The organism is Mycobacterium sp. Soil_C_30, from assembly GCF_057656995.1.
Genome location: NZ_JBDGJH010000005.1, coordinates 253,660 through 267,838, shown reverse-complemented (window position 1 = coordinate 267,838; position 14,179 = coordinate 253,660). Strand labels below are relative to the sequence as shown.

At 65.2% G+C, this 14,179-nt stretch carries 14 protein-coding genes; 9 read left to right on the top strand and 5 right to left on the bottom strand.

Annotated elements, in window-relative coordinates; genetic code table 11:
• Window positions 1–4: 4 nt before the first annotated feature.
• Entirely contained in the window at window positions 5–1,996 is a 1,992-nt protein-coding gene (locus tag AC3A6P_RS12065) for a prolyl oligopeptidase family serine peptidase (protein WP_487691727.1), read from the bottom strand.
• Window positions 1,997–2,058: 62 nt separating this feature from the next.
• Between AC3A6P_RS12065 and AC3A6P_RS12060 the strand changes: the two genes are divergently transcribed.
• From AC3A6P_RS12060 to AC3A6P_RS12040, 5 genes are all read left to right on the top strand, one after another.
• Window positions 2,059–2,556, top strand: coding sequence for a DUF779 domain-containing protein (locus tag AC3A6P_RS12060; protein WP_487691726.1), 498 nt, complete (start codon window positions 2,059–2,061; stop codon window positions 2,554–2,556).
• Between the two features lie 27 nt (window positions 2,557–2,583).
• Window positions 2,584–2,862: a putative holin gene (locus tag AC3A6P_RS12055; RefSeq protein WP_487691725.1), complete on the top strand. Its 279-nt coding sequence runs from the start codon at window positions 2,584–2,586 to the stop codon at window positions 2,860–2,862.
• A complete protein-coding gene (locus AC3A6P_RS12050; RefSeq protein WP_487691724.1) occupies window positions 2,855–3,403 on the top strand; it encodes a hypothetical protein in 549 nt (182 codons plus the stop codon). Before AC3A6P_RS12055 ends, AC3A6P_RS12050 begins: the two co-directional genes overlap by 8 nt.
• Before the next feature lie 61 nt (window positions 3,404–3,464).
• Window positions 3,465–4,859 (top strand): dihydrolipoyl dehydrogenase, encoded by a 1,395-nt coding sequence (lpdA, locus tag AC3A6P_RS12045; RefSeq protein ID WP_487691722.1) that lies wholly within the window; start codon window positions 3,465–3,467, stop codon window positions 4,857–4,859.
• A 1-nt stretch (window position 4,860) separates the two neighbouring features.
• Entirely contained in the window at window positions 4,861–5,907 is a 1,047-nt protein-coding gene (locus AC3A6P_RS12040; RefSeq protein ID WP_487691721.1) for a hypothetical protein, read from the top strand.
• On the opposite strand, the gene AC3A6P_RS12035 is transcribed toward AC3A6P_RS12040, so the two are convergent.
• The 4 genes from AC3A6P_RS12035 to ramB all read right to left on the bottom strand — a co-directional run bounded on the left by AC3A6P_RS12035 (window position 5,904) and on the right by ramB (window position 9,499).
• Window positions 5,904–6,302: a hypothetical protein gene (locus AC3A6P_RS12035; protein ID WP_487691720.1), complete on the bottom strand. Its 399-nt coding sequence runs from the start codon at window positions 6,300–6,302 to the stop codon at window positions 5,904–5,906. The genes AC3A6P_RS12040 and AC3A6P_RS12035 overlap by 4 nt on opposite strands.
• Entirely contained in the window at window positions 6,257–7,444 is a 1,188-nt protein-coding gene (locus AC3A6P_RS12030; RefSeq protein ID WP_487691718.1) for a 13E12 repeat family protein, read from the bottom strand. Before AC3A6P_RS12030 ends, AC3A6P_RS12035 begins: the two co-directional genes overlap by 46 nt.
• Window positions 7,445–7,547: 103 nt before the next feature.
• Window positions 7,548–8,087 carry a carboxymuconolactone decarboxylase family protein gene (locus AC3A6P_RS12025; RefSeq protein ID WP_487691717.1) on the bottom strand — a complete coding sequence of 180 codons (540 nt, stop codon included), beginning with the start codon at window positions 8,085–8,087 and terminating at the stop codon, window positions 7,548–7,550.
• Window positions 8,084–9,499, bottom strand: a complete 1,416-nt coding sequence (ramB, locus tag AC3A6P_RS12020) for an acetate metabolism transcriptional regulator RamB (protein ID WP_487691716.1) — start codon at window positions 9,497–9,499, stop codon at window positions 8,084–8,086. Before ramB ends, AC3A6P_RS12025 begins: the two co-directional genes overlap by 4 nt.
• A gap of 143 nt (window positions 9,500–9,642) precedes the next feature.
• Between ramB and AC3A6P_RS12015 the strand changes: the two genes are divergently transcribed.
• From AC3A6P_RS12015 to AC3A6P_RS12000, 4 genes are all read left to right on the top strand, one after another.
• Complete coding sequence (locus AC3A6P_RS12015; protein ID WP_487691715.1) at window positions 9,643–10,461, top strand: acyl-ACP thioesterase domain-containing protein; 819 nt, start codon at window positions 9,643–9,645, stop codon at window positions 10,459–10,461.
• Window positions 10,462–10,765: 304 nt separating this feature from the next.
• Window positions 10,766–12,052: an isocitrate lyase gene (aceA, locus tag AC3A6P_RS12010; RefSeq protein WP_487691714.1), complete on the top strand. Its 1,287-nt coding sequence runs from the start codon at window positions 10,766–10,768 to the stop codon at window positions 12,050–12,052.
• 149 nt (window positions 12,053–12,201) lie between these two features.
• On the top strand, window positions 12,202–13,062 hold the full coding sequence (locus AC3A6P_RS12005; RefSeq protein ID WP_487691713.1) for a 3-hydroxybutyryl-CoA dehydrogenase: 861 nt from the start codon (window positions 12,202–12,204) through the stop codon (window positions 13,060–13,062).
• Window positions 13,063–13,277: 215 nt separating this feature from the next.
• A complete protein-coding gene (locus AC3A6P_RS12000; protein WP_487691711.1) occupies window positions 13,278–14,153 on the top strand; it encodes a cyclopropane mycolic acid synthase family methyltransferase in 876 nt (291 codons plus the stop codon).
• Window positions 14,154–14,179 lie beyond the last annotated feature (26 nt).

Sequence of the window (14,179 nt, the reverse complement as noted above, 5' to 3'; positions counted from 1 at the left end):
ACCTCTAGCCCAACACCTTCCACAAAAACGAATAGGACAACGCCGACTTGAACGCCGTCTGCGCATTGTCGGCCGCGCCGGCGTGACCGCCTTCGATGTTCTCGTAATAGCGCACCCGATGACCCGCCTCCTCCAGCGCGGCGGTCATCTTGCGCGCGTGCCCGGGATGCACCCGGTCATCGCGGGTGGAGGTGGTCATCAGCAACTCGGGGTAGTGCGCATCAGATGAGATGTTCTGATACGGCGAGTACGCGGAGATGAACTCCCAGTCGTCCGGATTGTCGGGGTCGCCGTACTCGGCCACCCAGGATGCCCCGGCCAGCAGCAGGTGGAAGCGTTTCATGTCCAGTAGCGGCACCTGACATACCAACGCGCCGAACAACTCCGGGTGTTTCGTCAGCATGATGCCCATCAGCAGCCCGCCGTTGCTGCCGCCCTGGGCACCCAACTGCTCGACTGTGGTGATACCGCGTGCCACCAGATCCTTTGCCACCGCGGCAAAATCCTCGTCGACCTTGTGCCGGTTCTCCCGCATGGCCTGCGTGTGCCAGGACGGGCCGTACTCGCCGCCGCCACGAATGTTGGCCAGCACGTAGGTGCCGCCGCGGGCCAGCCACAGCCGGCCCAGCACCCCGTCGTACCCGGGTGTGCGGGCCACCTCGAAACCGCCGTAGCCGCCGAGCAGCGTCGGGCGGGGTCCGGGACCACTGGCCACCACGAAGTAGGGCACCTGGGTGCCGTCCAGGGACGTCGCGAAATGCTGTGTCACAGTCAGATTTTCAGCATCGAAGAACGCGGGGGCGGCCTTCACCTCGTCCAGCGGTCCGTCAACCGGCCCGTGCAGCAGCCGCGACGGCGAATCGAACCCGCTGGAGTCCAGGAACACCTCGTCCACGGTGTCGTCGGCCGCGACCACCACGGTGTTGGTGTTCGGCGGAATCCCCGGCATCGGTTCGGCGGTCCAGGTGCCCGGCGTCAACACCGCGACACTGCTGGCCACATCGGACAAGGTGACCAGCACCAGCTTGTCCTTGGTCCACACGTGCTGATGCAGCGCGGTGTGAGCGTCCGGGGTGAACACCACATCCAAGGACGCTGTGCCGGCCAGGAATTCGTCATAGTTCGCCGCCAGCAGTGCCCCGGCGGGGTACGTGGTCTGTCCAACGGTCCACTCGCTGCGCAGCTCGATGAGCAGCCAGTCATGATGGACACCCACGGACGCATCGGTGGGGGCGTCGATCCGCACCAGCTCGCCGTCGCGGAGGTGATACACCTCGTCGTTGAAGAAGTCGATGGCGCGACTGATGAAGGTGCGCTCGTAGCCGGGCGTCAGGTCCACCGACGCCGCGATGATCACGTCGGTCGCCGCACCCTCGTACACGGTTTCGGCGTCGGCCAGAGGTTGCCCACGATGCCACCGCTTCACGATCCGGGGGTACCCGGACTCGGTGAGTGATCCCGGCCCGAAATCGGTGCCTATCAGCACCGAATCCTCGCTCTCCCAGCTGATCTGGGTCTTGGCTTCGCCGACTTCGAATCCGTCGGTCACGAACTCCCTTGTGGCCATGTCGAACTCGCGGACGATCGCGGCGTCGGAACCGCCGCGGGACAGGCTCACCAGCGCCCGGGTGTAGGACGGTTCGATGACGTCGGCGCCGGCCCACACCCAGTTGGTGTCATCGGTCTCGGCCAACGCGTCCACGTCGATCACGACATCCCACTGGGGGTCGTCAGTGCGGTAGCTCTCCAGCGTCGTCCGTCGCCAGAGGCCGCGCGGATTGGTGGCGTCGCGCCAGAAGTTGTACAGGTACTCACCGCGGCGACGCACATACGGGATCCGGCTGTCGGTGTCGAGCACCTCCAGCGCTTCGCGGCGCATCTCCTCGAACCGGTCGTCACTCAACTCGGCCAGAGTCGGTTCGTTGTGTGCGCGCACCCACTCCAGTGCTTCGTCGCCGGTGATGTCTTCGAGCCACAGGTACGGGTCATCAGCCACGAAATACATTGTGGCCTCCGCGCACAGGCCGACATCGTGGCCCTCGGCGTAGTGTGACGCGTATGACAGCACCGTCGCGCGCCCTGGTCACCCGCGCCGCCGCCGATCTGCTTGATTCGCTCCAGCGGCAGCACGGCCCGGTGATGTTCCATCAGTCCGGTGGATGCTGCGACGGGTCGTCCCCGATGTGTTACCCGGTGGGCGATTTCGTGGTGGGCGATCGCGACGTTCTGCTCGGCGTGCTCGACGTGGGGGCCGGAGTGCCGGTGTGGATCTCCGGGCCACAGTTCGAGACGTGGAAACACACGCAGTTGGTGATCGATCTGGTGCCCGGCCGGGGTGGCGGTTTCAGCCTCGAATCGCCCGAGGGTGTCCGTTTCCTGTCCCGCGGCCGCGCCTTCACCGACGACGAGAACGCCCAGCTGGAGGCGGTTCCGGCGCTCACCGGAGCGCAATACGAGGCAGGTGTCCAACCGCCCGGCCCGCGCGGTGAGGTGGTGGCCGAAGCCGCCGATGTGTGCCCGATCCCAAGCGGACGCGCCGCGCAGATCCCCGGATAGCGGGTCGACCCGACGTAGGGTTTTTCCGTGATTCCGCTCCCGAGGGCGTGGCTGCTGACCGGCGCGATGTTGGTGGGCAGCGCCGTGGGAGTGGTCATCGGGGTCCTGACGACGTTGTTGGTCCACGTGTCCATGCGCCCCGACGCGGCGATCGCGCTGGTGCTGGCGGCGCCGACGTTGTTGGGTCTGGTGCTGATCCTGACGGCGGGCAGTCGTTGGGTGACGGTTTGGGGGACGTTTCTGTTGGCTGTCGCGCCAGGGTGGTTCGGTGTACTGGTCCTGATCCAGGTGGTCAACGGTGCCTGATCGCGCGGACACCGGCTCGATGCCACTGACCCAGCCGCACGAGGCGCCCATCTTCGACACCGGCCCACATCCGACGCCGATGACGCGCAGTGCCGGCTCCGAGCAGCGCAACCCGTGGTTCGACCCGCAGCTTTCGCACGTCGAACCGGTCGAGGACATCTTTGCGCCCACCGACGTCCTGGTTGCCGAACGGGAGCCGCAGGCGTCCGTCCCGGCGCAACCGGTGGCCGTGCCCAGCCAGTATCAGTACTTGAAGGCGTGGAAGCTGATCACCGTGCTCTTCGGGGTGTGGCTGGTGGCCGGCGCGATAGGACTCGGCCTCTACTACTGGTGGTTTCACGCACCCGACAAGACCTGGGTCGAAGTCGGCGTGCTGATGTATGTGATCGTGAGCATGGTGGGCGCGCTGCTGGTGTCGCTTCCGGACCAGCGGCCGGGGCTGTCCGCCACGTCGATCGCGGTGCTGACGTCGCCGTTCGCGTCCGGGGTGGCGGCGGGCGCGCTGTACGCGGCGTACGTATACGGGTGGGTGTCGCCCTAGCGTCGTGCAATCTCGCCACAGGCTTAAGCAAGCGAAATAGGCGACCACTAGGCTGGTCCGCGTGACTCACTATGACGTCGTCGTTCTCGGAGCCGGACCCGGTGGATACGTCGCAGCCATTCGCGCTGCACAGCTGGGGTTGAACACCGCCATCATCGAACCCAAGTACTGGGGCGGCGTCTGCCTGAACGTCGGGTGCATCCCGTCGAAGGCGCTGCTGCGCAACGCGGAGATCGCGCACATCTTCACCAAGGAAGCCAAAACGTTCGGCATCAGCGGTGAGGCCACCTTCGACTACGGGGCTGCGTTCGACCGCAGCCGCAAGGTTGCCGACGGTCGCGTCGCCGGTGTGCACTTCCTGATGAAGAAGAACAAGATCACCGAGATCCACGGTTACGGCAAGTTCACCGACGACCACACCATCGCGGTCGATCTCAACGACGGCGGCACCGAAGAGGTCACCTTCGACAACGCCATCATCGCCACCGGCGCCCACACCAAGCTGGTGCCCGGGACGAAGCTGAGCAAGAACGTCATCACCTACGAAGAGCAGATCATGGAGCGCGAGCTGCCCGGCTCCGTCGTGATCGCCGGCGCAGGTGCCATAGGCATGGAGTTCGCCTACGTCCTGAAGAACTACGGGGTCGACGTCACCATCGTCGAGTTCCTGCCCCGCGCGCTGCCCAACGAGGACGCCGAGGTCTCCAAGGAGATCGAGAAGCAGTACAAGAAGCTCGGCGTCAAGATCCTCACCGGCACCAAGGTCGAGTCCATCGAGGACGACGGGTCGACGGTCACGGTCAAGATCAGCAAGGACGGCAAGTCCGACGAGCTGAAGGCCGACAAGGTCATGCAGGCCATCGGCTTCGTGCCCAACGTCGACGGCTACGACCTGAAGAAGACCGGCGTCGAGCTGACCGACCGCGGCGGTATCGCGATCGATGACTACATGCGCACCAACGTCAAGGGCATCTACGCCATCGGTGACGTCACGGGCAAGCTGCAGCTGGCTCACGTCGCCGAGGCCATGGGTGTGGTGGCCGCCGAGACCATCGCCGGCGCCGAGACCCTGGCGCTGGGCGACTACCGGATGATGCCGCGTGCCACGTTCTGCCAGCCGCAGGTGGCCAGCTTCGGTCTGACCGAGCAGCAGGCCAAGGACGAGGGCTACGACGTCGTGGTCGCGAAGTTCCCCTTCACCGCCAACGGCAAGGCACACGGCCTGGCCGACCCGACCGGTTTCGTGAAGCTGATCGCCGACAAGAAGTACGGCGAGCTGCTCGGCGGGCACCTCATCGGACCCGATGTCGCCGAGCTCCTGCCCGAGCTCACGCTGGCGCAGAAGTGGGATCTGACGGCCACCGAGCTGGCGCGCAACGTGCACACCCACCCGACCCTGTCGGAGGCATTGCAGGAATGCTTCCACGGGTTGACCGGCCACATGATCAACTTCTGAAGTGTTGCGCCTCGTACCTGTTCTCACCTCCGCCTTTCTCGCCCTCGGAGCTTTGGCCGCCGGACCCGCGGTGGCCGAGCCGGCGAGCTCGGGTGCACCCGACCTGAGCGGCTATCGGGCGATGCCCGCCGACGGCTTCGTGGACAGTCTCGTGGCCCAAGGCGAGGTGTACTTCCAGACGCCGGACGGTCTGTTGTGCGCCATCCGTCCGGCGCACGGGTCCGCCGGCTGCGACGGACGCCTGCCGAACACCCGCGCGGGTGTCAACGAGATCGTGCTGGCGGCCGACGCCGCCGACCGTGGTTTGCGGGCCACCGCCAATCCGCAGTTCGTGAAGCCGTCGGGTAGCGCAGCCCGGGTGTTGCCCACGGGATCCAAGATCACCTACCAGGATTTCGAGTGCGCGGTGGGTGACGGGCCGAAGACCATGTGCACCAAGGGTTCTGGGCCCGATTTGCAGTGGCTGGAGATCTCTGCCGAGAAGACCGGCGTCGGACCGGCCACCACCGGCCTGCCCGAGGGCTTCCCCGATCCGAACGATTTCGTCGTGGGCGACGACAACTACATCGTCGGTGCCGGAGCCAAGAACATCTTCCCGGTGTTCACCGTCGGCAACGGGTTGACCTGCACCATCGCCATGTTCAGCGGTGGCGAAGTGGGCTGCAACGGCAAGCTGCCGGGCGTCAGCGGGGGAGAGAACGAGGTCTTCGCTCAGCTACCCGGTCCGGTCGGGATCCGTAAGACCGACGACCCGAAGTACGACAAGCCGGTCTACCCCGGCACCATCCGTCAACTGCCCACCGGCTACCGGGTCAGTGAGATGGGCACGACGTGCATGGCCATCGAAGGTGGCGTCGCCTGTTACGGCACGCTGGCGGGGCAGACCCAGGGCTTCGAGGTGTCTCCCGACGGCACCACCACGTTCGGCGGCCAGGCGCCTCTGCCCGCTGATCCTGACGCTGATCCAGCTCCGGGCGCCACCGAGCCCACGACCTCGGCTCCCGCGCCGACACCGACGTCGACGCCCGCGTCGATGCCGACCGGTTAGTTCCGTTCGTCAGCGTCTTCACTGTTCTCGGCGGGCGGCCGTTGCCCGGTCCTGGAAGCCGGCTGAATGACGCCCGGCTCCGCTGGGCTTGACCCGGCGGCGGGCACCGGCACGGTGACTCCGGGGTCGTCGAGCCCGGGCTTGATCACGCGGTCGGGTGCAGGCACGGGCCGGGGTCGGCGGAGCCGTTCGGGATGGTGGAACTCGTTGACTCGGGGCTGCACGGTGTCGAGGTGGGCCGGGGGTATCCATTCGGTTTCGCCGAAGATGTTCTTGCGCGTGGTCCAGCCACCTTCGGTGACGAGCTTGTTGTCCTTCGGGCAGGCGAACGCCAGGTCATCGATGTTCGTCAGGCCGCCGTTGGCCCAGTCCAGCTGCGCATGGTGGCTTCGCACCCATACCCGGGCACCGTGCACCCGGGCCGGGTGCAGCCCCGGTCGCGGTCGAAGAGCACGATCTGCTGGGCCGGACTGGCCGTACGTCGCGTACGCCCGAGGTGCAGCACTTCGCCTTTGTCGCCGTAGATCACCAGGTAGTGGTAGGCGTGCCGAGCCAGACGCAGCACATCCAGCATGGGCAGGCGGGTGCCGCCGGCCGTCACCCCGATCCCGACTTTGGCTTCGAGCTCGGCCAGAGTGGTGGAGACGATGATGGTGGCCGGCAGCCCGTGGTGTTTGCCCAACTGTCCGGACGCGAGCATGGCGCGTCCGACTGCCAGGAACGCATCGTGATTGCGTTGAGGTTGGGTCCTGCCGTCACGGGCCGCCGCGTCCTCGGTGACCTCATCGATGCCCGGAGACTCATCAGCGGGGTTACACGCCCCGGGGGCTGCCCACTTCGCGTTCACCGCTTCCCAGGTGGCCGCAGCTTCTGGTGACAGGGTGCCCGAGACGGTGCGGGAGCCGTCTTTCTGTTGCGGGCCCACCCGGATCTCCCCGCGGCGGGAACGAGGTTTCGGCTCGTTCGGGCATGTTCCATCCTGATCCAACTCAAGGTGCAGATCCAGGGCGTCCTTCTTCAGCTCATCTGGCCGCTTCACCCGGGCCTTGGCGACCAGGGTGGCTTCTGCCTGGTCACGCGCCATGACACTGACGTGGTCGGGTAGGGCAGACATGAACTCCCGTATGACGGCCACGTGCTCAGCGCTGATCTCCCCTTCAGCTTGTGCCGTGGCGGTGGCTGCCAGCCAGGGCTGCAGGGGTTCTCCGCTCAAAGCGGTGCGCGGACCGAGCCTCTCGGCGTCGTCGACCAACTTCTTGGCCGCGGCGCGCGAGACCCGCAGGATCTCGGCCAGCGCGCGCTGCAGCGTATCGCCGAGTTCGGCCGGGCTGGCCTGTTGGCGCAATGCGGCGATCTCGCGGTGGTGCAGGGTGGGCAGGCGGTTGAGGATCTGTTGAGTGCGGGCCAGGAACACCTTGTGCTCCGGCACCGACCGCTGCGTCGGGTCGGAGGCCAGCAACGTCGTCACCGCAGCATCGATGGCATTGAAGGCCCCCAACACGGGGTCCTCGAGCGTGGCTGTCGGCGGCGAACTCATACCCCCGATGCTGCGCACCACCACCGACGAATTCGGAGCGCCACGTTCAAAGCACCCAGATTCAAGGCCGGTTGTCCACAGTCCCGACTTGATCCACAGGCGCTCAGTCCGGGAAGTCCAACGGCAGCTTGAGGGTGTTCATGGTGGCGGCCAGGGTGTCGTATTGCCCTGCCAAAAGACAGAATTCGATGAGCTGCTTCTGGTTCAGATACCCGGACAACGCCGCCCAGGTCTGCGCGGACACCTCGCGTGACAGCACGAACTCATCGGTGGCGCGCAGCAGTACTTGTTGGCGGTCGGTCAGTCCGTCGGCATCCGGACCTTCGAACACCTTGGCCTGCAACGCCGCATCCACACCGCGGGAGCGGGCCAGCCGCCGGTGCTGCTGCAGCTCGTACTCACAGTCGCGCAGGTGACCGACGCGCAAGATCACCAGCTCGGCCTCGAAGCGCGAGAGCCGGCCCCAGTACAGCAGGACCCCGGAGAAGGGCAGCCACGCCCAGAACAGCGCCGAGTGCCGCGACAGCGCGTTGAAGAGATGAAACTGCGGCGCCCTGATCCCGCGGGCGCCCAGTCGACAGATCACCCAGTTGATGGGTCCGACGTCGCGCAGGCCGCTGGTCGCGGGCACACGCGCGCTCACGGCTGCTTCACCAGATAGGGGGAGACGGTACTGCGGTGCTCGTCGAGATCGAGTGCGCGGCCCAGTGCGGGAAATGCCCGCTGCGGGCAGTTGTCCCGTTCGCAGACGCGGCAGCCCGCGCCGATGGGAGTCGCCAGATTGCCGGACAGGTCGAGCCCCTCCGAATAGACGAGTCGGTGGGCGTGGCGGAGCTCGCAGCCCAGCCCGATCGCGAACGTTTTACCGGGCTGACCGTAGCGCGACGCGCGGCGTTCCACCGTGCGTGCCACCCACATGTAATGGCGCCCGTCGGGCATCTGCGCGATCTGGACCCCGATCTTGCCGGGGTTGGCGAAGGTCTCGTACACGTTCCACAGAGGGCAGGTGCCGCCCGACGAGGAGAAGTGAAAGCCGGTGGCGGACTGACGTTTTGACATGTTTCCCGCCCGGTCCACCCGGATGAACGACAACGGCACCCCGCGCATCGACGGCCGCTGCAACGTCGAAAGCCGGTGTGCGATGGTCTCGTAACTGACCGCGTAGAACGCCGAGAGCCGTTCGATGTCGTAGCGGAAGTTCTCGGCGACATCGTGGAACTGGCGATACGGCAACACCGCCGCGGCGGCGAAGTAGTTGGCCAACCCGAGCCGGGCCAGGATGCGCGACTCGTCGCTGGTGAAATTGCCTTCGGTGACCAGAGTGTCGATGAGGTCGCCGAATTCCAGGTAGGCCAGTTCCACAGCCAGTTTGAAGACCTGCTGACCACCGGAGAGGTGCGCACTCATCTCCAGCGTCTTGGTCTCCGGGTCATAGCGGTGCAGCACGGTGTTGCCGAGGTCGATACGGCGGATGATCCGTACACCGTGCACGTGGGCGAGACGCTGCGCGATGTCGCGGGCCAGGTCGCCGCGGTGCATGCGCATACGGTCGGTGAGATCCTCGGCGGCGGTGTCGAGTTCGTGCAGATAGTTCTGCCGCTGGTAGAAGTAGTCGCGCACTTCCTCGTGGGGCATGGTGATCGAGCCGGTGCCGCTGCCGTCGGCGTGCCGGTCTTCGGTGACGGCGGCCAGCTGGGCGTTGGCGAGCCGGTACCGCCGGTGCAGGTTGACCATGGCCTTGGCCACTGCGGGATGGGAGCTGACGACGTCGGCCAGCTCGGACTGGTCGACTTCGATACCCAGGTCACGATCCAAGGTGACCTCGCGTAGTTCGGCGATCAGGCGGGTGTCGTCCTGGGAGGCGAAGAAGGTGGCGTCGACTCCGAACACCTCCGTGATGCGCAGCAACACCGCCACGGTCAATGGCCGCACATCGTGCTCTATCTGGTTGAGGTAACTCGGCGAAATATCCAGCATCTGTGCCAGGGCTGCCTGGCTGAAACCGCGTTCGCTGCGCAGTTGCCGCACCCGCGAACCGACGTAGGTCTTGGCCATCCGCCCACCCTACCCGGGTGTTAATGCCTTCTTCGCAGAATTGGCAACGGCACGCTGGTGGCCCAGGCTCTGGTGGTTTGGCATGATCGCGCTGGGTTCCGCAACGGGGGCTCGGGACCGCAGTACGCAACGAAGAAGGTTCGATGGTGAGCAACACGGGTGCTTTGACGGGCCTGGCCAAAGCGATGATGCCTGTCCCAGACCCGCATCCCGATGTGTTCGACCGTGAATGGCCGTTGCGGGTGGGCGACATCGACCGCACCGGGCGCCTGCGCTTCGACGCGGCTTGCCGGCATATTCAGGACATCGGTCAGGACCACCTGCGGGAACTGGGGTTCGAGGAGACTCATCCGTTGTGGATCGTCCGCCGCACGATGCTGGACCTGATCCGTCCCATCGAGTTCAACGACATGCTGCGGATGCGCCGCTGGTGCTCGGGCACCTCCAACCGGTGGTGCGAGATGCGCGTGCGTATCGACGGCCGTAAGGGCGGCCTGATGGAATCCGAGGCGTTCTGGATCAACATCAACCGCGAGACGCAGGGCCCGTCGCGCATCTCCGATGACTTCCTGGCCGGGCTGCAGAAGACCACCTCGGTGAACCGGCTGCGCTGGAAGGCCTATCTCAAGGCCGGGCACCGCGACGACGCCGCCGAGATCCGGGAGTATCCGGTCCGCGTCGCGGATATCGACCTGTTCGATCACATGAACAACTCGGTGTACTGGACGGTGATCGAGGACTACTTGTTCTCCCATCCGGAACTGCTCGAGGGACCGCTGCGGGTGACCATCGAGCACGACCTGCCCGTCGCGCTCGGCGACAAGCTCGAGATCTTCTCGCACGTGCATCCAGCGGGTTCGACCGAACAGTTCGGTCCGGATCTGGTCGATCGGACTGTGACGACGCTCACATATTCGGTGGGTGGAGAGACGAAAGCCATCGCTTCGCTCTTCTCGCTTTAACAGTACCGTTGTCCTGCTATTCACCGGTCTGACCTGCGTCATTCTCGTTACTGGTGAGTAGCTACTGAACCGGTTCAGCGACAGCCAGCTTCGCAAAATTTGCAAGAGTTTGTGAAGGTGTGGCGAAAATTGGCAACGAAATGGCTGGACCTGCACCGATGGACAGTGGCATCTTGGTGTCAGCACACCAGTGAAGCTGCTCAGGCGTTAACAACCCGGCGATCCCGGCAACGCCAAGGGCGCTTGACCGATTTCTCCGGCAGCGCCTCGCTGCTCTTCGTCACACCCCAAGGAGCCGACCCACATGTCAACCGTTGGCACGCCCAAATCGCCCGAACAGATCCAGCACGATTGGGACACCAATCCCCGCTGGAAGGGCATCACCCGCGATTACACCCCCGCCGACGTGGTGGCCCTGCAGGGCACCGTCGTCGAGGAGCACACCCTCGCCCGTCGCGGCGCCGAGGTGCTCTGGGAGCAGCTGCACGACATGGAGTTCGTCAACTCCCTCGGTGCGCTGACCGGCAACATGGCCGTCCAGCAGGTCCGCGCCGGCCTCAAGGCCATCTACCTGTCGGGTTGGCAGGTCGCCGGTGACGCCAACCTCTCGGGCCACACCTACCCCGATCAGAGCCTCTACCCGGCCAACTCGGTGCCGCAGGTGGTGCGTCGGATCAACAACGCGCTGCTGCGTGCCGACGAGATCGCCAAGGTCGAGGGTGACCGCTCGGTGGAGAACTGGCTGGCCCCGATCGTCGCCGACGGCGAGGCCGGCTTCGGCGGTGCCCTCAACGTCTACGAGCTGCAGAAGGCTCTCATCGCCGCCGGTGTCGCCGGCTCGCACTGGGAGGACCAGCTGGCTTCGGAGAAGAAGTGCGGTCACCTCGGTGGCAAGGTGCTCATCCCCACCCAGCAGCACATCCGCACGCTGACCTCGGCTCGCCTGGCCGCTGACGTGGCCGACGTGCCCACCGTGGTCATCGCCCGCACCGACGCCGAGGCCGCCACGCTGATCACCTCCGATGTCGACGAGCGCGATCAGCCGTTCATCACCGGCGAGCGCACCAAGGAAGGCTTCTACCGGGTGCGCAACGGACTCGAGCCGTGCATCGCCCGCGCCAAGGCCTACGCGCCGTACTCCGACCTCATCTGGATGGAGACCGGTACCCCGGACCTGGAGCTGGCCAAGAAGTTCGCCGAGGGTGTCAAGAGCGAGTTCCCGGACCAGCTGCTGGCCTACAACTGCTCGCCGTCGTTCAACTGGAAGAAGCACCTGGACGACGCCACCATCGCGAAGTTCCAGAAGGAACTCGGCGCCATGGGCTTCAAGTTCCAGTTCATCACCCTCGCCGGCTTCCACGCGCTCAACTACTCGATGTTCGATCTGGCCTACGGCTACGCCCGCAACCAGATGACCGCCTATGTCGAGCTGCAGGAGCGCGAGTTCGCCGCCGAAGAGCGTGGTTACACCGCCACCAAGCACCAGCGTGAGGTGGGCGCCGGCTACTTCGACCGCATCGCCACCACCGTGGATCCCACCTCGTCGACCACCGCGCTCGCGGGCTCGACCGAAGAGGGTCAGTTCCACTAAGCCAGACCCAGGCCGAGCGCGCGTGTTTGTACAGTGACACGCGGTGACACACGTACGAACACGCGCGCTCGCGCATGTTTTGAGGTCGAACTCGACAGTGCGCGCCCCGCTCAGAATCCTGGGCGGGGTTGTTGCTGTCCGCAGAGAGGATGCAGGTGAGTATCGAACGCGTAGGCGTTGTCGGCGCCGGACAGATGGGCTCGGGCATCGCCGAGGTGTCGGCCAAAGCCGGAGCCGACGTGCTGGTGTACGACACCACCGAGCAGTTCACGACGGCCGGGCGCGAACGGATCAGCGCGTCGTTCGACCGGGCCGTGTCCAAAGGCAAGCTCAGCGCCGGAGACCGTGACGCCGCCCTGGGCCGCCTGCGATTCACCACCTCGCTGGCCGATCTGGCAGATCGTCAGCTGGTCATCGAGGCCGTCATCGAAGACGACACGGTCAAAGCGAAGATCTTCGCTGAGCTCGACGAGATCATCACCGACCCAGATGCTGTGCTGGCGTCCAACACCTCGAGCATCCCGATAATGAAAATCGCTGCGGCGACCAAGAATCCCGGCCGTGTGCTGGGGCTGCACTTTTTCAACCCCGTCCCGGTTTTGCCGCTGGTCGAACTGGTCAGCACGCTGGTCACCACCGACGAGGCTGCAGCCCGCGTCGAGCAGTTCGCCGGGGAGGTGCTGGGCAAGCAGGTCGTGCGCTGCGCGGACCGCTCCGGATTTGTGGTCAATGCACTGCTGGTCCCGTATTTGCTTTCGGCCATCCGCATGGCCGAGGCCGGCGTCGCGACGATCGACGATATCGACAAGGCCGTGGTTGCCGGTCTGTCTCACCCGATGGGCCCGCTGCGGCTGTCCGATCTGATCGGCCTGGACACCCTGAAGTTGATCGCGGACAAGATGTTCGACGAATTCAAAGAGCCGTTGTACGGTCCGCCGCCGCTACTGCAGCGCATGGTAGAAGCGGGCCAGCTCGGGAAGAAATCCGGACGGGGTTTCTACACCTACTGATACCCCGACTGAACTGCGCGGAAGCCGTGTTTTGAAGGGCTGGCGGACGCGCCGGGGAATGCATTCATTAGCCTTTGTACGGCTGTCTGGATTAGGGTGACCCGTTAGGCCCGTAGGGTCGGTCGGGGAAGACCGGGCTCGCAGGTGGACAGTTGATTCCGCGCGAAACCGGTGGCCTCGAACAACTGATTTCTAGCTCGAGGGATTGTCTCATCATGGCTGTGGTCGAACCTGAACTGTCGCCCTACTACGAAGAGTCGCAGTCGATTTACGACATCTCCAATGAATTCTTCGCACTCTTCCTGGGACCCACCATGGGTTACACCTGTGGGTACTACGAGCGCGACGACATGAATCTCGAAGAGTCCCAGAACGCGAAGTTCGACCTGGCGCTGGGCAAGCTGGGCCTGGAACCGGGTATGACGCTCCTCGACGTCGGTTGCGGCTGGGGCGGTGCCCTGGAGCGCGCCGTCACCAAGTTCGATGTCAACGTCATCGGCATCACCTTGAGCAAGGCGCAGTCGGAGTGGGCGCGCCAACGGCTGGCCAAGATCGAGACCGAGCGCCGCGTCGAGATCCGACTGCAGGGCTGGGAAGAATTCAACGAGCCCGTCGACCGCATCGTGTCGATCGGTGCCTTCGAGGCTTTCAAAGTGGAGCGCTACCCGCTGTTCTTCGAGCGGGCCTACAACATCCTGCCGTCGGATGGCGTGATGCTGCTGCACACCATCCTGGCGCATACTCAGAAGTTCTTCCGGGAGAACGGGATCAAGCTGACCCTCAGCGATCTCAAGTTCATGAAGTTCATCGTCGACGAGATCTTCCCCGGTGGACGACTTCCCGCCGTCGAGGACATCGAAAAGCTGGCCGCCGATTCTGGCTTCAATCTCACCCGCACGCACCTGCTGCGGCCGCACTACGCGCGCACGCTGGACATGTGGGCTGCAAACCTGGAAGCGGCCAAGGACGAGGCCATTGCCATGCAGGGTCAGGAAGTCTACGACCGCTACATGAAGTACCTGACCGGGTGCGCCGACTTCTTCCGCCGCGGGATCACCAACATCGGCCAGTTCACCCTCGAAAAGGCTTAGAGCACAGCCGGAGGCCGAGGCTGCGA